General features: G+C 44.6%; 24 protein-coding genes and 1 pseudogene. 12 read left to right on the top strand and 13 right to left on the bottom strand.

Annotation, left to right across the window (positions count from 1 at the left end; translation table 11 throughout):
- Positions 1 to 177: pseudogene (locus tag IM792_RS21345) on the bottom strand (TraR/DksA C4-type zinc finger protein); the annotation flags it as partial.
- Between the two features lie 336 nt (positions 178 to 513).
- On the opposite strand from IM792_RS21345, the gene IM792_RS19730 reads away from it, so the two are divergent.
- Positions 514 to 1,011: a hypothetical protein gene (locus tag IM792_RS19730; RefSeq protein WP_194103635.1), complete on the top strand. Its 498-nt coding sequence runs from the start codon at positions 514 to 516 to the stop codon at positions 1,009 to 1,011.
- 945 nt (positions 1,012 to 1,956) lie between these two features.
- Here IM792_RS19730 and IM792_RS19725 read toward each other — a convergent pair.
- Positions 1,957 to 2,223: a helix-turn-helix transcriptional regulator gene (locus tag IM792_RS19725; RefSeq protein ID WP_194103634.1), complete on the bottom strand. Its 267-nt coding sequence runs from the start codon at positions 2,221 to 2,223 to the stop codon at positions 1,957 to 1,959.
- Positions 2,224 to 2,376: 153 nt separating this feature from the next.
- Here IM792_RS19725 and IM792_RS19720 point away from each other — a divergent pair, with 153 nt between their 5' ends.
- Positions 2,377 to 2,652: a helix-turn-helix transcriptional regulator gene (locus tag IM792_RS19720; protein ID WP_194103633.1), complete on the top strand. Its 276-nt coding sequence runs from the start codon at positions 2,377 to 2,379 to the stop codon at positions 2,650 to 2,652.
- Positions 2,653 to 3,136: 484 nt separating this feature from the next.
- On the opposite strand, the gene IM792_RS19715 is transcribed toward IM792_RS19720, so the two are convergent.
- Positions 3,137 to 3,352, bottom strand: coding sequence for a hypothetical protein (locus tag IM792_RS19715; RefSeq protein ID WP_194103632.1), 216 nt, complete (start codon positions 3,350 to 3,352; stop codon positions 3,137 to 3,139).
- 201 nt (positions 3,353 to 3,553) lie between these two features.
- Between IM792_RS19715 and IM792_RS19710 the strand changes: the two genes are divergently transcribed.
- From IM792_RS19710 to IM792_RS19690, 5 genes are all read left to right on the top strand, one after another.
- Positions 3,554 to 3,763: a hypothetical protein gene (locus IM792_RS19710; protein WP_194103631.1), complete on the top strand. Its 210-nt coding sequence runs from the start codon at positions 3,554 to 3,556 to the stop codon at positions 3,761 to 3,763.
- Positions 3,763 to 4,197 (top strand): S24 family peptidase, encoded by a 435-nt coding sequence (locus IM792_RS19705; RefSeq protein ID WP_194103630.1) that lies wholly within the window; start codon positions 3,763 to 3,765, stop codon positions 4,195 to 4,197. Before IM792_RS19710 ends, IM792_RS19705 begins: the two co-directional genes overlap by 1 nt.
- Positions 4,175 to 5,434 carry a Y-family DNA polymerase gene (locus tag IM792_RS19700; RefSeq protein ID WP_194103629.1) on the top strand — a complete coding sequence of 420 codons (1,260 nt, stop codon included), beginning with the start codon at positions 4,175 to 4,177 and terminating at the stop codon, positions 5,432 to 5,434. Before IM792_RS19705 ends, IM792_RS19700 begins: the two co-directional genes overlap by 23 nt.
- Positions 5,435 to 5,659: 225 nt before the next feature.
- Positions 5,660 to 6,262, top strand: coding sequence for an SOS response-associated peptidase family protein (locus IM792_RS19695; protein ID WP_194103628.1), 603 nt, complete (start codon positions 5,660 to 5,662; stop codon positions 6,260 to 6,262).
- A gap of 65 nt (positions 6,263 to 6,327) precedes the next feature.
- A complete protein-coding gene (locus IM792_RS19690) occupies positions 6,328 to 6,747 on the top strand; it encodes a DUF5655 domain-containing protein (RefSeq protein WP_194103627.1) in 420 nt (139 codons plus the stop codon).
- Positions 6,748 to 7,089: 342 nt separating this feature from the next.
- Here the strand turns inward: IM792_RS19690 and IM792_RS19685 are convergent, their stop codons facing one another.
- Genes IM792_RS19685 through IM792_RS19660 form a run of 6 tightly spaced genes read right to left on the bottom strand, consistent with a single transcriptional unit; the run spans position 7,090 to position 11,341 of the window.
- Positions 7,090 to 7,464: a response regulator gene (locus IM792_RS19685; RefSeq protein WP_194103626.1), complete on the bottom strand. Its 375-nt coding sequence runs from the start codon at positions 7,462 to 7,464 to the stop codon at positions 7,090 to 7,092.
- Positions 7,448 to 8,662 carry a sensor histidine kinase gene (locus IM792_RS19680; RefSeq protein ID WP_194103625.1) on the bottom strand — a complete coding sequence of 405 codons (1,215 nt, stop codon included), beginning with the start codon at positions 8,660 to 8,662 and terminating at the stop codon, positions 7,448 to 7,450. The genes IM792_RS19685 and IM792_RS19680 overlap by 17 nt, the downstream gene beginning before the upstream one ends.
- Positions 8,659 to 9,669: a serine/threonine protein kinase gene (locus IM792_RS19675; RefSeq protein ID WP_194103624.1), complete on the bottom strand. Its 1,011-nt coding sequence runs from the start codon at positions 9,667 to 9,669 to the stop codon at positions 8,659 to 8,661. Before IM792_RS19675 ends, IM792_RS19680 begins: the two co-directional genes overlap by 4 nt.
- Positions 9,662 to 10,075: an anti-sigma regulatory factor gene (locus IM792_RS19670; protein ID WP_194103623.1), complete on the bottom strand. Its 414-nt coding sequence runs from the start codon at positions 10,073 to 10,075 to the stop codon at positions 9,662 to 9,664. Before IM792_RS19670 ends, IM792_RS19675 begins: the two co-directional genes overlap by 8 nt.
- On the bottom strand, positions 10,056 to 10,466 hold the full coding sequence (locus IM792_RS19665; protein ID WP_194103622.1) for an STAS domain-containing protein: 411 nt from the start codon (positions 10,464 to 10,466) through the stop codon (positions 10,056 to 10,058). The genes IM792_RS19670 and IM792_RS19665 overlap by 20 nt, the downstream gene beginning before the upstream one ends.
- Before the next feature lie 11 nt (positions 10,467 to 10,477).
- Positions 10,478 to 11,341 carry an STAS domain-containing protein gene (locus IM792_RS19660; RefSeq protein ID WP_194103621.1) on the bottom strand — a complete coding sequence of 288 codons (864 nt, stop codon included), beginning with the start codon at positions 11,339 to 11,341 and terminating at the stop codon, positions 10,478 to 10,480.
- 978 nt (positions 11,342 to 12,319) lie between these two features.
- Between IM792_RS19660 and IM792_RS19650 the strand changes: the two genes are divergently transcribed.
- The 5 genes from IM792_RS19650 (at position 12,320) to IM792_RS19630 (ending at position 18,058) form a co-directional block, all read left to right on the top strand.
- Complete coding sequence (locus IM792_RS19650; RefSeq protein ID WP_194103620.1) at positions 12,320 to 12,460, top strand: DUF3606 domain-containing protein; 141 nt, start codon at positions 12,320 to 12,322, stop codon at positions 12,458 to 12,460.
- Positions 12,461 to 12,562: 102 nt separating this feature from the next.
- Positions 12,563 to 12,736 (top strand): DUF3606 domain-containing protein, encoded by a 174-nt coding sequence (locus tag IM792_RS19645; RefSeq protein ID WP_194103619.1) that lies wholly within the window; start codon positions 12,563 to 12,565, stop codon positions 12,734 to 12,736.
- A 3-nt stretch (positions 12,737 to 12,739) separates the two neighbouring features.
- A complete protein-coding gene (gene ligD / locus IM792_RS19640) occupies positions 12,740 to 15,478 on the top strand; it encodes a DNA ligase D (protein WP_194103618.1) in 2,739 nt (912 codons plus the stop codon).
- A 1-nt stretch (position 15,479) separates the two neighbouring features.
- Positions 15,480 to 15,929 (top strand): hypothetical protein, encoded by a 450-nt coding sequence (locus IM792_RS19635; protein WP_194103617.1) that lies wholly within the window; start codon positions 15,480 to 15,482, stop codon positions 15,927 to 15,929.
- A gap of 71 nt (positions 15,930 to 16,000) precedes the next feature.
- Entirely contained in the window at positions 16,001 to 18,058 is a 2,058-nt protein-coding gene (locus tag IM792_RS19630; RefSeq protein ID WP_194103616.1) for an ATP-binding protein, read from the top strand.
- 265 nt (positions 18,059 to 18,323) lie between these two features.
- On the opposite strand, the gene IM792_RS19625 is transcribed toward IM792_RS19630, so the two are convergent.
- From IM792_RS19625 to IM792_RS19610, 4 genes are all read right to left on the bottom strand, one after another.
- On the bottom strand, positions 18,324 to 18,788 hold the full coding sequence (locus tag IM792_RS19625; RefSeq protein WP_194103615.1) for a hypothetical protein: 465 nt from the start codon (positions 18,786 to 18,788) through the stop codon (positions 18,324 to 18,326).
- 62 nt (positions 18,789 to 18,850) lie between these two features.
- Positions 18,851 to 19,411 carry a ferritin-like domain-containing protein gene (locus tag IM792_RS19620; RefSeq protein ID WP_194103614.1) on the bottom strand — a complete coding sequence of 187 codons (561 nt, stop codon included), beginning with the start codon at positions 19,409 to 19,411 and terminating at the stop codon, positions 18,851 to 18,853.
- A gap of 208 nt (positions 19,412 to 19,619) precedes the next feature.
- On the bottom strand, positions 19,620 to 19,988 hold the full coding sequence (locus IM792_RS19615) for an inorganic diphosphatase (RefSeq protein ID WP_228085278.1): 369 nt from the start codon (positions 19,986 to 19,988) through the stop codon (positions 19,620 to 19,622).
- A 102-nt stretch (positions 19,989 to 20,090) separates the two neighbouring features.
- Positions 20,091 to 22,316 carry a hypothetical protein gene (locus IM792_RS19610; RefSeq protein ID WP_194103612.1) on the bottom strand — a complete coding sequence of 742 codons (2,226 nt, stop codon included), beginning with the start codon at positions 22,314 to 22,316 and terminating at the stop codon, positions 20,091 to 20,093.
- Between the last annotated feature and the right edge of the window lie 3 nt (positions 22,317 to 22,319).

The following is a 22,319-nucleotide window of genomic DNA, read 5'->3' as shown; positions in this document are numbered from 1 at the left end:
CGGTGAGGGTGCATTTACTGATTTATTAAAATGGGGTAGGGTGTTTTTAATTTGACGCATTTTCGCTTCCATGCTTTGGATGGTATGCGGAACTGCCATCAGCCTTTCTTTCTGAATCGGTTGACCTGTGATACGGCAAACGCCATAAGTGTTATTCGCGATGCGTACTAAAGCCGCTGTACTCGAACAAGGATTTAAATAGTTACATGAATCAGCCTCGCGCAATACAGTATTAAAACAGTTCGGATTTTTTTAAATTCCTTTTTTAGAAAAGTAATTTATTTAACAACTTTTTCCATCATAGTCTGGGCGAATAAAGCAAAATCAGAGGTTAATGGCTTGATGACCCTTAACGCTTAAGTGATTGTTATAGGTAAGAGAGAGCTCGCTGAAAAAAAATCAATCATAGAGCGGGATGCCTTAGCCGCTTTCATAAAAGGGAGCGGAACAAAAGTCAGTACTGGCGACCATTAATTTTTAAAACTTTAAGTTTTGTCAACTGTAGTCCTAAGTATGGATTCAGCATATTTAATTGGCCTCGATAATGAAGATGGAACGCAGCGCCAGGTGATGGTGATTCAGGAAACCATAGGGTCCGAAGAAGGAGGAGTTGATTTGGAAAATACTTTTAAACTTAATGAAGGTATTGAAGAATTGGGAACGATTACTTTTAATGGCCACTATACAGAATGGACTTACATCGGCAATTTAAATAGTGACGATCAAACTGAAATAGCGGAAGCTTTGCAAAGCCGCTATAAAAGGTCGCAACAAGGCCATCCCGAAGAAACTGAAAGCTTTTCATTCGTTGCTAATGTGAATCAGGACGATGTGATGGTGCAAATTGTACATGAAAATGGGACCTATAAAATATCACTCAATCGGGAATATGTAGGTGATGTCAAGCTACAAGATGATGGGTTAACTTGGGCGACGGTCGGTTATGAGCTTGATGGGAACTTAGTCAAAGAAATAGGCCGGAAAATAGAAGTCAATTTTATTAAGTTTTAGCTATGATGCACGGAGTATTGATTGGCCTTGATCAACCCCATGTAGGTCAGCATCAGGTATAGCCAGAGTCCCAGATTGTTGCAGATAAAAACGGGGTAAACAAAATTAATTATATCTTTAAATTATCTTATAAAGGTGCGCCTGAAGGGTATATCGCATTTGGCGAAAATTACTAAGATTACGAGGGGGATGGATACTTTACTGATGATGAGTTTGACACCATTGCGGATTTCATACATCGCGCTTATTATGATAGCTACATCAATAATGGACCCCGTAAAGGAAACAGAGACTTACAGCTTTTTTATTGAACATGGTCTTTATGGTCGTATCTAGAAGTGATAACCCATAAAACTATTTCACGGTTTTGATCGACAAAATGAGGCTGGAATCATTCGACTAATGGAGCAAAGATTAGGTTGGGAATGAACTAGAGCCGAAGTTGAAGATTATGATTTGATACAAAAAATAGGTGAAAAGATAGAGCAAAAATAGTTATAGGTCAATAGTGGGACAATCAGTATTCTCCCACGACTAATCGTTGTGGGAGTTATTACATTTGCGACCCAAGATAACCACCAATGCTAAAATTCCTGATATTGTTCGCATCACTTTCTTTGTCATACATTTTACTAATACTCGCAAGTCTGTTTTAAGCTATGAGCGCACGACACAACCTCTCATACTCAAAAGGATATTCTTTAAGTTTATGCTGTGAAATTGTAGGAGCCTTTTACGCTAACCCTCAAAGCCTAAATAACAGAGCGGATGCCAACCATATTGCGGATGAGCCGAGTGAATTCAGCAAAACATTTTCAATTATACGCTCACCTTGCCGATTTCCGCAAAGCTGTTAAAGCTAAGAATACTCGTAATAATAAGATCAAGGAAGCAAACTGTGTAAACCACTGTTGGTAAGACATGAAAGGCTTAGAAGAATTTATTTTATAGCGGAGGTTGCATCAATTTATCTATGCTGGTGTTCAAGACTTCGACAATTGCTAAAAAATTCGCCAAGGTGATAGGTGTTCTCCCTGTTTCAATTTTATAATAAGCATTACTTGACAAGTTAATCAAGCCGGCGAGATAATCTGAAGAATAACCTAAAACTTTTCTCCTTCGTTTAATATTTGTCAGCACGCCATGCACTCTTTCATCGGCCATATTTTGGATAGTTACTTCTCCAAATATAATTAATTGTTGTTCAAACATTTTAAAATTTACTTAGTTCTACGCATAGAATACTTTTTCGAAAAAATTGGTGAAAAGTCCCAAGCAGCGAGTGCAAAGGACTTTTATTATAACTTCATCTTATGATCAATTGCTGCTTTCTCGATCATAAGTGAGCCGTTAAAAAATAATTTTATGTTTATCAATAAAAAAAAAGTAGCGAATTATATTCGCAATGCCAGATTATCACTTGAGTTTTCACAAGAATACATGGCTGCTAAGATGTCCATCTCTCAAAAGGTTTATATTAGGATGGAATTAGGCAATACCGACATAACAATCAAACGATTGAATAAACAAACAGAAAATGAAGTAAGTGTCATTATGTATAGCACTCCATATACATTTAGTGCGCGAAGGAAAACTGACCATGGCTCAGCACCTGATCAACGCTGTGATCGTTGCGGTTAGTGAGCTTTAAGTACAAAATTTCAAAGTTTATACATTAGGAAAGCCCTGATCAGCGAGTGACAAGGGCTTATTTTTATTATGGCCTGATTAAATTAATTACCCATATCACAACAAATATCCAAAAGTCTCCGTTAAACATCCTTTAACCAATTATTGTGATGGAGATATTGATTGCTGTTCTGGTTATTATAAACCTGGTTTTACTTTTTACGAAGAGGCACAGTTCGTATAGGAAATCGTAAGTGTATTTATAGTCGTATATTGGTGGTGGTTTAATGCTACCTGGCTTCCCTATGCTATTGATTTTATTTTTATTGACCGTATTTACCATTTGGAATGTCAGCCGTTATTTTAACGATTGACCTTTAGTCATTAAAATATATGGCAAAACCAAGTTGAAGCATGCCGGTATTCCAGTAAATGTTCAGGCAGGCCCTTACTTTGTCCCGCCTGCGCAAATAGGGCTAACTGTTCCATCGTTCATTCAGTTTTCTTTGTTACCATATAACCTGAGCGCTTCTTCGCTGAACAGCTTGGAATCCGGCGGAACTTCTTTCACATATAACGCTGTCTTTAAAAAGTCGCGGAAATAAAAATCAACGGCATTCTTTAGGGTTTCAAGCGCTGTTCCGTTGGGTGCATTGAATAAAAAGACATTTTCCGGTATAAATCCGCCTCTGATCCCATATAAGGTTGTCATACAATAGGCGGCATGGGAACTTTGCTTCGCTCCATAACGTCTACGGTAAGACCGGATATCGCCTCCCGGATCACCGCTCCTGTTTCCCGTGTTAAAACCTCATATCCCATCGCTCACTCGTTTTGTGTTTACAAATTTATGCTAAAAATATTAGCATTTTAAAATGTATTTAATAATTTTGACATCTCTCTTTTGGATCAGATGAAAATACCGGCAGATGTTAAATTGACTGAAGAAATACTTCGCGAAGCCATGGGGCTTCTGGAAGATATGCGCTCAAGGATGGGCATGTTCGAGCATCAGCATTACGCGGGGCTAAAACGGAGGTTTGAACAGCACAGCTGCATTAATGAAGGTCTGCGGTTAGCCTTGAATGACATTGAAACGGAACAGAAAATAATGGAAAAGTGATGTTGAGGATCAAAAAGCAGGCGACAAAAAGAGATGTACTTGGGTTTAGGCTACCCATGCTGACGCATGAAGAACCGACCCTCGATGTAACGGATATCATCGTGATCGATCCGGATAACACCTACTATATGCGTATGGGCAGTGAAGCCATGACCACTTATCATATCCTGGAAGACCACATCCTGATCATTGACCGATCCCTGCTACCCGTTGCCGGTTGCATCGTCGTTTTTTATCATGAAGGCGACTTTTACGTGAGAGAGTACTGCCCGGAAAAGAGCAGGTTGGTTTTGAAAGCAAATACCCGGGCGGACAGTATTATCATTGAAGATCAACAAAAATGGGAATGCTGGGGCGTGGTCATGCTGACGCTGAACCCGCTTTTACAGCCACAGCAAAAAACAGGGAGGTATGGCCGTGTTTGCGCATGTTGACATCAACAACTGTTACGTCAGTTGTGAAACGCTGTTTAACCCGTCCCTGCGTGGCAAAGTGGTCGTGGTGCTGTCCAATAATGACGGCTGCGTCATCGCCCGGAGCAACGAGGCCAAAGCGATCGGACTTAAAATGGGCGATGCGGAATTCCTGGTAAGAAAAACCCTGAAAGAACATGATGCGGTGATCTTCAGCAGTAATTACGCGCTCTACGCAGACATGAGCGCCCGGATGATGAATAACCTGGCTCGTTATACTTATATGCTGATGGTGTATAGCATCGACGAAGCATTCCTTGCGCTTGGTAATATCAAAGCGATAGATCTTGAAAAGCACGTGGCGATGATCAGCCGAAATGTGATGCGTGACACAGGCCTTTCGATCACCATTGGCGTAGGTCCTACGATGGCCCTTGCCAAACTGGCCAATAAATCCGCTAAAAAAATGGGGCGGAACTTCCTGGTACTGGATACGGAAACCAAGATCGATGAGGTGGTCAGAACTTTCCCAATCGAAGATGTCTGGGGCGTGGGAAGGCAATACTATGAAAAGCTAACAGAGTTGGGCGTGACCACCGCTGAGGATTTCCGCAGGTTAAAACCGGATCTTGTGCGTCAGCACATGACCGTGCAGGGCTGGCGCTTGCACCAGGAATTGTGGTGCAAACCCTGCAATGTGATCAGAGATGTGGCCGATCGTTCCAAGGGCATCGAGTCAAGCCAAAGCTTTAATACTTACCAGACCGAACTGGGCCAGATCGAGGAAGCCGCAGCGATGCACGCGGCGACGGTGGCAGTCAAACTCAGACAGCAAAAAAGTATGGCGATGACCCTGACCATTTACCTTCGAACCAATAAACATAATGTGACGCATGACCAGCATTACCCAAGCATCACGGTAAAGGTGCCGTTCGCTACTAATAGTACCCAGGAACTGACACGGATCTGTGTGCAGGCTTTGCGGGCCATCTGGCAGCCCGGTTTTAACTACCTCAAGACAGGCGTTCGCGCTACTGGCATTATTCCGGCAGGTGAAGTGCAATATAACCTGTTCAGCAATTATGATAACAGCAAGCAACAGGCGCTTAGCAGTCTCATGGATGACATCAATGCCCGTTATGGGCGCGGTGCACTGTGTATAGCCGCAGAAGGATTTACAAAAACCTGGAAAATGAAACAGGAATTTCTGAGTAAACAATACACCACGAACTGGAATGATATCGTTATCGCAAAATGAATGCCCACACTTGAAAATTATTGGAGTACCAAATGCAGATGGTTTTTCAAATGATTTACTGAAAACATTTCTTATACACTTATAGTCGATGTACTAACCCATTAAACCCTAATCAGGAACGTCACAGATTTCTGCCGGATTTAAAAACAGCAAGCCATAATTATTTAGAAGGATAATTTATTAATTGCTAAAATAATTAGTAAATTTGATCGTTAATTTTTGACTATGTGTGGAAGAGTATTTGTTGGCGAACAAAAAGACATTGTGATCACCGGCCGGGACGGCCGCCAGTTCAAGCCCAAACCGAATATTTCGGGCAATCCCGGATCTATGTTACCGGTCGTTACGGATGCGATGCCGGATAAGGTACAGCAATTTCGCTGGGGCCTTTTAACCCCGGAAGATGATAAGATCCATAATAAGCACAAACATGCCCGGATCGAAAACTTACCCACCGTTTGGCGCCGGCACCTGGGGCGGAAACACTGCGTGATCCGCATCCAGGCATTTTTGGAATACAATAAGGAGCATGAAAAACTTTACCGGATCGAGCGCGAGGATGGTAAGCCTTTTTATATCGCAGGTCTTTGGGATATTTGGATGGATGTTGATACTAATGTCCTGCTGCCGACCTTTATGATGATCACCATGCCACCGAATCGCCGGATGGCGGAAATCCATGACCGGATGCCGGCCATATTGGAACGCGGGGATATCAAGACCTGGTTAAATCAGGGGCTCACCGGCACCCAGCGCCTGGCTTCCCTGCAAGGCAAGCCCTGTCTTTCAGAAACACTAAAGATCAGTGTTGAACAGTCAAAATCATAGTTGAATATAAGTTCTATAAAGAAAATAAGTAACGAACAAGTCTTCCTTAGGAGAGTTTTATCAATATGAGCTGGACTTGTCCAACATGTGATCGTGAACTACCCTGGGCGGACTATCGGCATTACTGCGCGCGGGTCAGCCTGGATAGCTTATTTGAAGGGCGTTCAGCGGAACTGGTGCTTGTCTTTGACAAGATACTTGCCGAAGTAGCGGACTGGCCAAACGTATTGATTGGCGTAACCCCCAATTGCATTGTTTTTACCCGGCGGGTAGGTTTTCTAATTATCCGGCCAAAGAAAAAGGAACTGGACCTGAAATTTTATTCAAAGGTGCAGCACCCCGAAAATCCGGTTATCAAAAGCGTGGCTGCGGGTAAAAATTCGAAAATCATATCCGGGTTTCTCAGCTGGATGATATCCGGCCGGGTTTATTTGTTTATCTCCGGGAATCTTACGTATTATAATAATGTGAATGTTCGAATATGAGGGAATAGGCTATTTCAGCAACCGAGGGGTCGGTAGCTGAAAATTTACCTTTAGCCTTTTCGATAAGCGGTAACGAATTTTTACTATCTGACTTGTTTGAACGTTCCCGCATCATAAAGTCATATTTTAAGGTTTATTGGAAATTTGCTAAAGACCTGGATTTATTGGTTGCCTTCGACCGATGGTCTTATTGAACCAGTTCAGTAAGTTCTTTTAGTACAATACTCTTTAATGTATCAGCCGAGCTGCCCAGTTGTTTTATCAACAGTCCCGCCGATTTCGTTGGGCCTTATTCACAAAACGACAATCATGATTGCTATCTATCGGCGGTACTGCTACGTGTCAGCGTGCGTCAATAGCCTGGGTAGTTATTTGACGAAGTTGGTCAAGATCGAAAGGCTTGGATAGTATGAGATCTGCACCTGCATTCGCTGCCAACGTTTCAATATTGCTATTAGCTGAAAAATATATAACAGGAATATGCGCCAGAGAACTGTTTGCCTTGATTTGTCGGGTAGCTGTAATTCCTCCTTCTTCCGGAATCCAATTGTCCATCAAGATGACATTTGGCGCAAATGAAATGATCCGTTCAGAAAGGTAATTGCAATCTTCATACGCCAATACCTCCCAACCGTCCTCTTCAAGTATAAAAGTGCATATACTTACGATATCCTCGTCATCATCAAAGATGAGTATTTTCTTAACTTTCGCGTTCATTGTTTTCTATGACCAGTGGTAATGTAAAACAAAAGGCAGATCCTTTTCCTTCCTCGCTTTCCACCCAAATCTTACCTTGGTGGTCGGTAACGATCTTGGAGGTTATATACAATCCCATCCCTAGCCCGGTGTGGCTTTTTATAACATCCTTTGCCCGGTAAAATTTATCAAAAACAGATGTCATGACCTCGGCAGACATTCCGCGTCCTTCATCACTAATAGTTATAGTGACTGATCCTGGTGCGGTCTTCATTGTTTGAAGTAAGATCCGAGTATTTTTATCAGAATATTTACCTGCGTTTCCTAAAAGATTGGCCATTACTTGCTCCATTCTGAGCTCATCTATCAGCACCTGTACATCACCTCCTAAAATGATTTCAAAACGGTGGTGGGGTAAAATGTGCGCCATTACTGCTATCTGTCTTCTTAAAAACTCATTGAGGTTCGCAGGTTGAATATTATACTGGAGATTGCCGTTTTCTATCTTGGAAATATCTAACAATTGCTGTACGAGCGCATGCAGCTTATTCGACTGGATATCAATTTTGTTTAACAATCCGCGTAAATGATCACTAACCGGTTCTTTCGTGGCGTTAGCCAATTGAGTATATGCCTTCAATATGGTCAAGGGCGTTTTGATCTCATGACTGGCAACAGAAATGAACTCTGTTTTCTTTTCATCGATCAGTTTAGACTGGCGTAGCTCTTCTTCTTTTTCTGTCGCGAGCCGGTTCAGCGTCGCGTTCCGCTGTTTGATTTCTTCGTAGGCGTTCAGCGGCGATTCCTCCTCAAAATAGTTTTTAAGCAAATTGATCTTGACAGGATCTAGTTTTAAGGAACGGGGTAAACCGATCTTCATCGTGATCAGGTTGCTGTTTGCTGATTCACTCAACTCAAACTCCGGTACCAGCTTTTGCGCATAATAAAACCCGGCATCCGCATTGGTAAACCTAATCTCTTTTTCAAAGGTTACGGTAGCCACCAAACTGTAACGGGTTGTGTGCTGCTCCAAGCCGATCTCCAGGGTACCGGTGTCCGTGTGTTCGATCACCGTTCTGGCGATTTCGGATACCGCCGTGGCGAAGGTAGTTTGCGTGGCAACGGTCAGGCCCAGCCGCTCCGCGACTTTCATTGACCGCTTATGTGCCAGCACAAGGTCCATCTCATTTTCCAGGGAGATCGATACGATTGCTGTCATTTTACTTTTGCGATTACCACCGACATGTCGTCATTCCGGCGGGCGTGATCTTTATAAATAGCGGCGGCTAAAATGGTCAGGTCATATTTATACATCATCGGGTAGCGTGTAAGCTCAATCCGTGTCTTAATTCCATCAGAGCAAAGCATGACCTGGTTATAATCTTCGACGGCGTAATCCTGGTCATTCATGGTATTTGGAATGTTATGTCCCACGATACCATTATATGACATATGGTTTTTAAAATTGACCGGCCCGAATATTCGTGCCGCGATATTACCCACACCGGCAGAGGTCCAGACCCTGCGTGAAGAATCAAACCCTAAGATATTGATTACCGCGCCCCGGGTCTTCTTAATGCTGCTATGTATAAACCGGATGGTTTCCGCCGGACTATAATCCGGAAAGACTTTAAACGCATTGGCGGCCTCGTTTATCGCAAAGTTGGCCTCAGGGCCGTGGCCCAGTCCATCAGCCAACATCATTTTTAGAAACTTATCGGTTTGTTTATAGATAAACCCGTCGCCGCTTGTTTTTTCTCCTGGCTTGTAGACCACAATTGGACGCATAATCACCATGTTTTTTTCCTTTATTCTTTCAGGGTCGCTGTACACCCGGCTCAGCGCGATGGTGCCCCAGCCGATCTGCGAGTATAATTCAAAAGTATCGGAGAGGCGTTTCATGCTGCCCAGGCCATGGCCAAGTGTGTTGGAAGTCGAGACACCATCTTGCATCATCCTGTTTGGATTGACCATGCCGGGGCCATTATCAATACTGATCAGTTCGACATAAGGATTGCCGCCATTGGGAAACACGCCCATCAGCAGTTCGCCGTCGTCGCTGTATTTAAACAGGTTCGAGGTCATCTCTGCGACAATCAGATCCAACGCATTGATCCGCGCCGGCGCAATGCCGCCATCGGTAGCTATCCGGTGAATTTCTTTTTTGATCAGCGAAAAGTAACTGCGGTCATCGGCCGTGAAACTGATATGCGTTGCATCAACCATTGGCCCATTTTAAGATTGTTACCACTGTACCTTCACCCACTTTACTTTTAATATCAAATTCATTGACCAGCCTTTTGGTGCCGGGTAGCCCCAGACCCAGACTTTTACCCGTAGAAAAACCGTCCCGCATGGCCGCAGCGATGTCCGGTATGCCGGGGCCACGGTCGGAAAAGGTCAGGCGGACACCGTTGTTGCGCCCGCTGGAAACCACCTCCACGATACATACGCCACCATCAGCATAACGCATCATGTTACGTACAAGTTCACTGCAGGCAGTCAGCAAGCGGGTTTGGTTGACCAGTCCCATTTTTATCTTAACCGCGGTTTCTTTAACACGATTCTTCAAAAAAACCACGTCCTGCTCCTTGAGTACGTGTATGGTATCTTTATTCAGCGATAAAATCATCTGCGGTCTGGTCTTCGTCTGCGTCCTCTTCGGTCTCGTCGATCATGGACTTCAGCAGATTCATGCCTTTTTCCATATCCAAAGAGGTGTGCACGCCTTTCAGCGGCAAGCCCAGCTCAATTAATGTTATCGCTACCGCAGGCTGCATGCCTACGACCACGGTTTCAGCGTCCAGTATCTTGGACATGCTGGCAATATTACCGATGATCCGTCCCATAAAAGAATCCACGATGGAAACGGCCGAAATATCGATTAAAACTCCTTTTGCATTGGTCTTATTGACCATTTGTACCAGGTCAGCTTCCAGGTTCAGGGCCAGCCGGTCATACAGGTCAACTTGTATCGTCACCAATAAAAAGGCTCCCATCCGGAGAATAGGAATTTTATCCATGCGCTCAGAAATTAAAATTTGCTAATTGTACCGATCTTTTTTACTTCCAGGCGCATTACTTTAAAGGAATAGGCCAGCGCGCTAGCCAAAGTCGCTTTGGTGATGATGTTGGAAAGATCGATACCTAAATGTACAACCGTCTGCGCGATCTCGGGACGGATACCGCTTATAATACATTCAGCACCCATCAGGCGGGTCGCACTCACTGTTTTGATCAAATGCTGGGCGACCAGTGAATCTACCGCCGGTACACCGGAAATATCCAGGATGGCAATGCTCGATCCGGTTTCCACGATCTCCTGTAAAAGGTTTTCCATGACGATCTGTGTACGGGCGCTGTCCAGCGTACCGATGATCGGCAATGCCAGTATGCCGTCCCAAACCCGGATCACCGGTGTCGAAATTTCGGTGATCTCATCCGTCTGGCGCAGGATCACTTCTTCGCGGCCTTTGATAAAGGTTTCAAAAGTAACGACGCTCAGGCTGTCCATGATCCGGTTAACTTTCAGGCTCTCCTGAAAAAGAACCGTCGGATCATTGGTGATTTCCTGCTGCAATACTTCCAGGATAGCTTCTTTCAGCGAAAAAACAAAGTTACCCGTTTCCCGTGGGCTGAAACCCTGCCGGGCACGCGTGATTGCGATGCCACCCAGTATCTCAATTACTGGACTCCATTCATCTGCATCAAAGTTGGTGAAATTCTCAGAAGATAAATTACCGACTAAAGCTGTGATCAGCTCTTCAGACTGGCTGCGTAATTCATCGTTACTGATCAGGTCCTCACGTAAACCTTCATCAGCTAATTGGTTCTTCATCCAGAGCTCCAGGATGTTTTTTTTCTTGTTTTTTAACAATTGATGTGTTTTAAGTGACATGAGTGAAGAATACAGGTTAAACTATAAACTATATGATCCAAACTTGGCAAAGTTGAATTAAAAATAATGCGGAAAGGTAGAGAATCGCTTTGATAAACTGAAATCTTATTCCTCGCCATGAAACTGACAATGCGATCAGGTTAAACGTCTTGCTTAGCATCGTACTGTATCCGAAAGTCTGCCTTAACGGCGGCGGTAAATGCTGCCCGCAGTGAATGGCGGGCAATGCCAGTTCAACAACGTATTATTCATTGCGGCCTTTCGGTGTGCAGTTCGCTTAAGCCTTGGGGTACACCCTTTCGTACTCACCAGTGGTGATTAAAAAAGAATAAGGAAATAGGCGCAGTTGATTACTTAAACTATAGGGAGGACTAAGCTGGGCACAAAAGGTTAAAGAATTAACCGGAGGTAAAGGAGTTGACCATATTTTGGAAGTTGTTGGCGGAAGATCTTTCAATCAATCGCTTGATGCTATAAGGGAACGAGGAACTATCATTGTAGTAGGATTTCTTGAAGATCAATATACAGAACTTCATTTATGAAGCTACCGGCCAGGCGGGAAAATATCATTGCGATTTCTTCTATCGGCAACAGCGACTCCTGGGCTGCAATGATAAAAACTATAGAAGATCGAGTTGTCAAACCGATAATTAACAGCGTATATACTTTTTAGGACGCCAAAGCTGCTTTTAATCATTTGCGCAAAGGGGCATTTGGGGAAATTGTTATTACTGTATCGAATTAATACCTTTCTACCAAAAAACTTTCAATGGTAGTTGACAACACATAGGTCAAAGTGGTCTTATAACGCAATTTATGAAGATTACGATGTAGTGCCCTTGTTGGTGCCTATGTATATATATATAATTTAACACATGGAGATACTTAATAAGAAAGCCAATATTGAGCATTTTTCAATTCAAACTATTGGTTATGTATTTTGTTGTAAATTAATAGTTTACTTAATAAAAACACACCGTGGCAACTAAGGGAATAACAACGGATCGCAAAAAAGTAAATTCAGGCGAAAAGTATGAAGTGAAGTATGAAGCTGAAAAACTAGGTATCAGTACTCTGGCGTTGGTTGGTGCAAAAAGCAACCGGCTCGAACGATCGTAAAGTGATAGAAAAAAATTGCCGATAAGAAAACGAAATAGCCAAAATGATCATAAACGAACAAGCCCCGAAAGGGGCTTTGTTGTCTACCTATCTAACAGCAGAATGATTAGAAAAATTAAAAAGTCGGCTCCAGATACCCGAAATGTCGACATTGAAGATGCTTATGCGCTTGAATTTTGGGCCAGGGAATTTAACGTTTCCCAGGACAAAATTAAAGCCGCCGTGATTGCTGCCGGCACTGCAGTGACTGATGTGAAACGAGGACTTAAAACATAGCAAATGGGCCTGGCAGAGTACGTTAAAAAAAGGGATTTCAGGAAGACATCCGAACCTAAAGCCGGTAAAAGTAAGGATAAAGATCATCTGATCTTTGTCGTGCAAAAGCATGATGCCAGCAGGCTGCATTATGACTTTCGGCTGGAAATGGAGGGCGTATTGAAAAGTTGGGCGGTTCCCAAGGGCCCGAGCCTGGATCCAAAGATCAAGCATTTGGCCATGATGGTCGAGGACCACCCGTTTGATTACCTGAATTTCGAAGGCATCATTCCAAAGGGCGAATATGGCGGCGGCACAGTGATCGTCTGGGACGAAGGAACATACGAGCCTATTGAACCGATCAAGGGAAAGAAAGCCCAGGAAAAACATTTATTAAAGCAACTGGCCTTGGGCCAGTTAAAGATCAAGCTGCATGGCGAGAAGCTGAACGGGGAATTTGCGATGGTAAAAACCCATGGGATGGGCGAGAACGGCTGGTTAATGATCAAACATAAGGATGAGTTCGCGACAGATAAGGACATCACCAAAAAAGACAGATCGGTGCTTTCCGGCAAGACCATCGATGAAATGGCTAAGAGTAGCGAAAAGGTTTGGCAGAACGGACATGAAGAGGACGTGGTGCCCGACGAAGATCTGGCGGAAGAAGTAGAAACCGAAGAATCACCGGAGATCGACACGCAAACCATCTTGAAATCTGCGCCGAAAGCTAAAGTTCCGGCGAAGCTCAAACCGATGAAAGCAACCTTGGTTGACGAACCCTTTGATGAGCCTGGTTGGCTATATGAGGTCAAATGGGACGGCTACCGTGCTATTGCCAATATACAGAAAGACGATGTAACACTCATTTCCCGCAATAACCTCCCTTTTGAAAAATATTACCCGATCAACAATGCGCTGAAGCAATGGAATATGAATGCCGTACTCGACGGTGAGTTGTTGGTGCTGAATGAAAAAGGGATATCTGATTTCGGTGCGATGCAGAATTGGCGAAGTGAAGCCGATGGCAACCTCGTCTTTTACATTTTCGATATTCTCTGGTATGAAGGCAAAAACCTGATGGGACTGCCGCTGATAGAGCGACAAGCTATTCTGCGATCGATCTTGCCAACGGATAACGAGCACATCCGGCAAAGCAAAGTATTCGATGCGAACGGCATTGAGTTTTTTGCTGCGGCAGAGCGTATGGGATTGGAAGGTATTATCGCAAAAAAAGCCGACAGTGTTTACACATCCGACCTGCGCTCCAAAGAATGGCTGAAGGTAAAAGTGCAGCGCCGTCAGGAAGTCGTGATCGCAGGGTTCACTAAAAACGAAGGTACCGGCAAATCTTTCAGTGCTTTGATCCTGGGTGTTTACGATAACAAAGGTGAACTCCAGTTTGTTGGCAAGGTCGGCACGGGCTTTTCGGATAAATTGCAAAAAGAGATGATGGCGCAATTCAAGCCACTTATTACAGGTAATAGCCCGTTCGATTATGAAGTGGATGTCGATAAACCGACACGATTCCGCCCGAAACGTATGGGCGCAAAGCCTACCTGGTTAAAACCGGAACTGGTTTGCGAGGTGGGTTTTGCCGAGGTCACCAGTGACGGCGTTTTTCGTCAGGCCTCCTTTAAAGGTATGCGGACGGATAAGAACGCAAAAGATGTGGTGTTGGAAAAACCAGCACATACAGATGAAACCGTAAAGGAAACCAAGGATGCCGAAAAGCCGGCAGAAAAGGAAACGGCGAAAACATCATCTAAAAGACCGAACGCTTCCTCTAAGAAGACCGACCTTAAACTGGAGCCTGTAAAGAGCACGGAACGTAAAACCCTGCTTAACCCTACCGAGGACACACAGACGAAAAAGGTTTGCGGTCATGACCTTAAATTCAATCACGTTACCAAACTTTACTGGCCGGAAGACAAGATCACCAAGGGTGACATGCTCAACTACTATTACAAGGTCGGCGAGTACATGATGCCATATCTCAAGGACCGGCCTATGTCACTGAACAGGTTTCCCGGTGGGATACACGGGCAAAGCTTTTACCAGAAGAACGTGACCGATAAAGCTCCGGACTGGGCGAAAACATTCGATCATGTAACAGATGAAGGAAAGGTTACCAAGTATCTGGTTGGCACAGACGAAGCAAGCTTACTTTGGATGAATTCTTTAGGCTGTATCGAGATCAATCCATGGTTCAGCAGGGCGCAGACACCTGATAACCCGGATTATTGCGTGATCGACCTTGACCCTGATAAACATACTTATGACCAGGTGGTCGAAGCCGCGCGCCTGGTTAAAGATATACTCGATGCCATCGATGTACCCAGTTATCCAAAAACTTCCGGCTCGACAGGCATGCACATCTATATCCCGCTGGGTGGCAAATACAGCTACCAGCAGTCACAGATATTCGCCAACATCATTGTCAAACACGTACATGAACAGATCCCGGATTACACCAGCCTGGAACGCAGCATCGCGGCCCGCAAAGGCAAAATGTACCTGGATTATTTACAGAACCGGCCGGGTGCGACGATAGCAGGCCCATATTCGCTGCGGCCAAAACCGGGTGCCACCGTTTCCATGCCGCTAAGCTGGGACGAGGTCAAGCCAGGGCTGACGATACAGCATTTTAACATTCACAATGCACTGGATCGCCTTAAAGAGACCGGTGACCTATTTAAAGGTGTCTTAGACGAAGGCATTGATCTGGAGAAAACATTGAAAAAGGCGCAGGCCACATTTAAATAACATGAAAAAACTAACAAGCAGTATTATCGGCGGTATCGCCGGTGCGTTAGCATTGAATATTCTTCACCAGGCTGTTGAGGAATTCGTACACGAGGCGCCCAGAGTTGATCTCGTCGGCGAAGAAGCATTGTCTAAAGGCCTGGAGACGGCAGGGATCGAGCCGCCTACCGGTGATCAATTATTTGCAGCGACGATGGCCGCCGATCTGCTAAGCAATGCGGCTTATTATAGCCTAATAGGTTTTGGTAAAAAGAAACAACTACCGTGGATCGGCACCATAAGCGGGCTGGCAGCCGGAGTTGGCGCATTAACACTGACCAAACCAATGGGCCTTAGCGATGCCCCGGTCACCCGTACGACAGCGACCAAAGTTATGACCGTTGCCTGGTACACTTTTGGGGGCATTGTAGCCGGGACAGTTATTAACAAATTAAGAAAGTCATTTAGCTAACCTTGAGGTCTGCCGTATAATTAGTTATCATGATTCTGATTTATATTTAACTTTAGACCTTTACAAACTGAATGGCTGAACCAATCCATAATACCTTTAATAAGAATATAATTCTTCCAAATGAGCAGGAACGTGTAGATGCCTTACGTCGATACCATCTTTTGGGAACTTATGCGGAAAAGTCTTTTGTAAACATAGCTAACCTTGTCGCCGAAATATTTCAAACTTCAATAGCGATGATTTCGCTGGTAGATGCGGAAAATGTGTCTTTCCCGTCTAGCGTAGGTATGTCCAGTACAATGGGGCCCCGCGGGGAAAGTTTTTGTTCGCTTACAGTTCTATCACCTGAAGTCAATGTCGTGGAAGATGCTCTTCAAGATCCTGTCGTAGCGCGGAATCCGCTAGTTTGCGGCGATTTTGGTCTTCGGTTCTATGCGGGTGCGCCATTAGTAACTCACGACGGTTACCTGATCGGCACTGTTTGTCTTGTAGATACCAAGCCACGTAAATTCAGCGATCAGGATAAAAAAATTTTGGAAGGATTGGCTAGAATTGTAATGGAACAGATTGAACTTCGGCTTTCCAATCTATTGGATAACGAAAGGTTAACAAAACTCGGTGAATTTGAGCATGCTGAAAATGACAGGCTGACCTCTTCGCAAACAGAACTTAAACTGGCGATGGAGCAGGTACGTCAAAGCGAAAGTCGTTTTCAAAACCTTATCCGCGACGCAACATTCGGCATCATTGTGCTAACCGGAGAGGAAATGCTTGTTGAGATCGTAAACAACGTTTATGCTAAATTGATCGGACGCACAGCTGAAGATCTGCTCGGAACGAAGCTGTTTACCCTAATACCCGAAACTGAAGCTTACTTTAGGCCCCTCATTGATCAGGTCAGGCTGACGGGCAAACCCTTGGATATTTATAACACACCCTATACAGTTCATCACAATGGGGTCCGCATCGACGGCTATTTAAATGCAGCCTATCAGCCTTACCGAAATAATGATGGCTCCATAGCCGGTGTAATGGTATTTACTCAAGACGTCACCGATCAGGTAATGGCCAGATTCAAATTGAAGGAGGCAGATGAAATGGCCAGTATGGCAATCTCGGCGGCAAAACTCGGCGCCTGGCATATTGAACCAGTTACTAAAGCACTTGTATACAATTCAACATTGGCGAATATTTTTGGTTACAATAGAGAAAGCCCTATGACCTATGATGAGGCAATCAAACAAGTGAGCGACGAAGATCGGCCAAAGATCCTTGCTGCTATCGATAAAGCAATTACCGAAGGAGGCGACTATGATATCACCTACCAGCAATTTCGGTTCAATGATCAGGAATTGATATGGTTGCGCTCTTTTGGAAAAATAAGCGCGGATTTGGATGGTAATTTTACGGTTTTTTCGGGTTTTGTGATGGATGTAACTGAGCAAAAAAAGGACGAACAACGGAAAAACGATTTTATCGGGATGGTCAGTCACGAACTCAAGACCCCGCTTACTTCGCTGCAGGCGATCATTCAAGTCGCAAATCTGAAAATGAAAGATAGTAAGGACACTTTTCTGCCGGGCGCGATGGAAAGAGCATATGCACAGGTTAAACGTATGAGTAACATGATAAATGGTTTCCTTAATATTTCCCGTTTAGAATCCGGTAAGATATTTATTGAAAAAAGCGCATTTGACCTTGACCAATTAATCAAGGAAGTTATAGAGGATAGCACCCTCACTTCTGCCTCACATAACGTGAAATACAACGGTTCAAGAAAGATTGATGTTTTCGCTGACCGCGATAAAATTAGCTCGGTTATTTCCAATCTACTTAGTAACGCTATTAAATATTCATACAGTGATAAAGAGATTAACTTAACATTGTCGACAGATGGCCAGTTTGTCACAGTTGGTGTCGCTGATGAGGGAATAGGGGTAAAAAATGAAGATCTGACACACATATTTGACCGGTACTATAGGGTAAAAGATATTTATACCCAGCACATTTCCGGTTTTGGTATAGGGCTTTACCTGAGCGCTGAAATTATTGATCGCCATCACGGAAAGATTTGGGCAGAGAGTGTTATCGCTAAAGGATCTACTTTCTATTTTAGTTTACCGTTGTAATTAATGACTAATAGCCAGATTTTTTCTCTAAATTTTTCAATAAGTCAAATCCTCAATTAGCAGCAGATGCTTTCAACCATTCCCTATAGTATCCTTTTGCCTTTTTTCGTCGATCCCTCGCTCCAGTAAAAGTTTCGGCAATGCTAGCAACTTCAAGGATCATGTTTTGATTGACACTCCATCGAACTCTGATGTAGCCTATTACAAAGTATTTACATAGGTGCAGTAGCAGATAGTATAACGATAATGATTTCTTTAAGCTGATCTATTTTGAATTATGTCGATCATTTAACTCGATCAACCTATAGGTCAGCGTAGCAATTACTGCAAAGATGATATGAGCTGGAATTCGCTGAAGATAATAATGTTTATAATTTATCCAAGGTGGTAAAGGGTGCGCTTTAAAGGTTCCCTTCCATATCAGATATCCTAACACGCCACTAACAAGGCCTAAGAGCATCCCGTTTTTAAGCGAGTGTTCGATCTTTTTGGTTTGCCATAACTCCACGTAAATTGCGGCGAAGATAAAGCCCATAGCGTAGTGCGCTCCCCAGGCAGAGATCCTTTTGGCATGACAGGACCAGTGGGGAAATAAGCGTTTGATCAGGGTTTCAAGATGCGCCGGCTCCCTAAAGTTTTCACCCATTATTTTTGACATCAGATCACTGGACACGGTCATTGCATTCGTACCCATGAAACCTGTGAGCAATGATTTTGATAGCTGGTCCATAATGATGATTATAGATTTAAAAAGAGGCCGGATATACCGGCCTCTTGTATAGCAACTAAAACTTATTCTTCAACCTCAGCAGCAGCAGCTTCATTTACATAATTCTCTGCGACCTGGGTCAATAAAGAGTCCGCGTTCTTTTCTTCTGCCACGGTCTCATCCAGTAAGCCTTGTGCTTCACTGAAACCTAAGGTGCCGGCCAATGTACGCAAGGTACCGTAAGAGGCGATCTCATAATGTTCAACCTTTTGAGCTGCAGAGATAATGGCCACATCACGTACTTCAGTGCCTTTCTCAGTATCTTCCAGCAGTTCGGTCGCTTCAGCTAACAGGCCTTCCATGGCCAGGCATTTTTTAGCCGTGGCTTTTTCACCTACAGAGGCAAACACACTTTCCAAACGCGTGATCTGGTTCTTGGTTTCTTCGAGGTGGGTTGTAATGGTTTGTTTCAGATCTTCTGAGGTCGCGCCCTTGATCAGTTTCGGCAGTGCTGTTGCCAAATGCTTCTCTGCCCAATAAATATCCTTCAGTTCGTCGACGAATAACTCTTTCAAAGCGCTTTCTGCTTCAGGTGTACGACTTGCAGCTGCTGCAGTCGCTTTTTTGTTTGATTTTGTAGGCATAATGGTAGATTAGATTTTGTGTTTGTATAAATGCAATTTGTATTCCAAAAAGTGGTATTTCATCTGCGTTCGAATTAATAATTATTCTTATCCGGTCTGCCGCACACTGCGACCGGTGCCCTTGACTTAACTTTTGGACTTGGCCAGTATTTACAGACCAATAAACTGACTACTGCCAGGCCAAAGAATAGGATATAGATTTTTCGTTTCATAGCGCTGTCAGTAAACTTTCAGCTGTAGCCGCATCTTGCCGGGCAATGATCCGGAAGATCTTGCCGGCCTGTTCATTATAATTCTTAAAAAAATGTTCAACCTGATTCAGGATACTTTCCGGCAGCTGCGCCAGTTCCCGGATATCAGGGAATAACTGCGATACCTCCGGTATGCCGACGAACCGATCATTACCAACTGTCCGGCCATCGCGCTCGGTTTGTTCTGCCTCAAGAACGCCGATAATACGGCAGTCAATTAAACAGCCCGGAAAAGTCTTTTCCTCCGCTATAATGATGATATCAAGCGGATCACCATCTTCACCCTTTGTGCCGGGTATCATGCCGAAATCAAACGGGAAAACCAATCCCCCGGCAAAATTTTATTGAGCCTGAAGCGTCCTTCTGTTTCGTCAAAGTCGAATTTTTGGCCTGAGCCTTTCGGACTCTCTACCATCGCCGTAACTATTTTATTTTTTTCCATCTTTCCAGTCAATATGCACTTCGCTGTCACCTGGTAAGATGAATTCGAAGTGGCCATCCTTTGTTTTGGTTCCTTTCCAAGCTTCCCGGTGTCCCTTCAACCTGATATCAAATTCAGGCAGTTTTCCTTTGCCTGTCTTCACGATCATCAGCCTGCTGTTCAGACGTCCATCACCGGCCAGCCTGAAATTCGCCGGACGTTGCTTTTTCGCTGAAAAACCATAGGTCGGATAATCAGTATAGATCATGAACGGCTGCCCGTCGACCTGCATATAGTGCCGCGGCAGGATACCGAAAGCATTGCCTGCGCCGTAAACTTCCTGCCCGACCTCACCTGATCTTTCCCAGCCATCGTGCATATCTTCCAGTGCGATCCATAAACTCGCGTCCACTTCACCGGTTTTGACCTCTTCGGATAGCATTTCTTTAGGGAGCATGGGCGGGTAATAATACACCGCGCGGTCGACCAGGTAACGGATATATTCCGCCAGTAAAAGTCTGAGCGAAGGCAGCATATCTTCCCCTTCAGCATGGCGGAGATAGTCGTGCAAGGCACAAAACACCTCTTCCTCCTCGTAGGCTGCCGTGTAAGGTGCATCGTTCAAAGGGAATAAACGGAAAAAAGACGGGAAGTTCTTCCCGTAGCCATAGTTGCAGTCCCAGAGGCTGGTATTCTGTAGTATATTGGCTATACACAGGTAGCTTATTTCTTTGTACACTTCCCTTCCGGTGACCTTGTATAATCGCAGCATCGCACCGGCAGAGAACGCGGTGTTATTAGCCTGGTAAAAGAGTTCGAATCCCAATCCCTGCAAGCGTAGGGCAGACTTCTCGGCTTCAGCCAGATATCGTTTTTCACCGGTCAATTCCCAGGCTTGGAGCATAATGTGTGAAAACAGGCCGGGCACGTCTTTTTCACCTCCTTTTCCCGGCTGGGTCTCGGCTTTCACGACCTCCAGCGTGTCCATCTTATAAAATACCGGCCAGGTATAGTCAAAATGATGGGCCACCTTTATAGCGAACTCCAGCGAATCGAGGAAGAGTTTTTTAGCAACCTTATCGCCTTTCAACGCCAAACGGGAAAGGTTAAGCAGCGGGTGGTTAAGGTACCAGGAATCCATAACCATGGGTTGCATCTGCTCCTCGACCGCTTCCATTTTATCAGCCATCTTCGGATGCCAGCGCATGATCGTGCCCAGGTCAGCATCATAAAAAGCAGTCAGACCGTCCTTGATCGTTTTCATCATCTCCAGTTCAGCATCTGTCCACTCCACATAATCCAGCAAGGGTAACAAAACGGCCAGTTGTACCATGATCTCCGGCGGAGTTTTATAATCAGAAAGGTAAGCATTCAGATAGTGATTGCCATCTACCTGCGACCAGCAACCAGGACTGGTTTGCAGATCGGTCAAACCCTTTTGCAGGATATCCGGCCAGTGCTTATAACTGGTCTCCGGTTTGGGCAGTGCTAAGTAAATAGCCGCCGTCAGGTCCAGGTACTGACGTACCATGGCCGGTTCGTCGGCCGGAACCTCTTCACTAAAAGCGATCAGGGCGTCGCTCAATACATAGCTTTTTCCTGCTTCTAAAGGCTTGTTCTTTATCGTCGGCGGAAGGGCAAAGCCGATCTCCGGCCATTCGCCGCCTACCGTCTCACCGGCGGAGGTTTCCGTGGCCTGGTTGTAATCTGCCAGCGCTGTCAAATTTTGCAGGTACAGCACGGAACCAGCCTTCGGACGGGTTAAGCTGAAATATAACTGCCCCGAGCGTGTGCCCACCTGTTTGACTTTGATTTCTCCCTCGGCCAAAAGTTCGCTGCCTGCGGCACCCAGAACGACGATATCCCGCGGCCAGTAAGGGAACAACAGCGGCGCGGTTGGCTTTAAGGTAGTTGTCAGGCGCAATACGGGAATAGCTTCCGCATCCGGCAGATCGACAACGCATTCCTGCTCGCCGATCAGCGAACTGATCTTTAAAATGATCTTTCCGTCCTTTTCCGAAAGCTTTTTCAGTTCCAGCCGGTCGTTAGGTGAATAGGCCATTCGGAACGCGATTCGGCTGCCTTTTGACCAGGCCGCGACCAGCCAGCAGGAATCATAAAAAATGTGAACTTTAAAAGAATAGCCCGCCGCCTGTTTTTCAAAGACAATGGGTGGCGCAGGATCATTCAGGTGAGCGTTGGCATTTAAGAGCCATGCTGATGTTGCCTTCATCGT

Origin of the sequence: Mucilaginibacter sp. JRF, from assembly GCF_015223065.1 — a bacterium.
GTDB lineage: Bacteria > Bacteroidota > Bacteroidia > Sphingobacteriales > Sphingobacteriaceae > Mucilaginibacter.
This window is presented reverse-complemented; position numbering and strand designations above follow the sequence as displayed.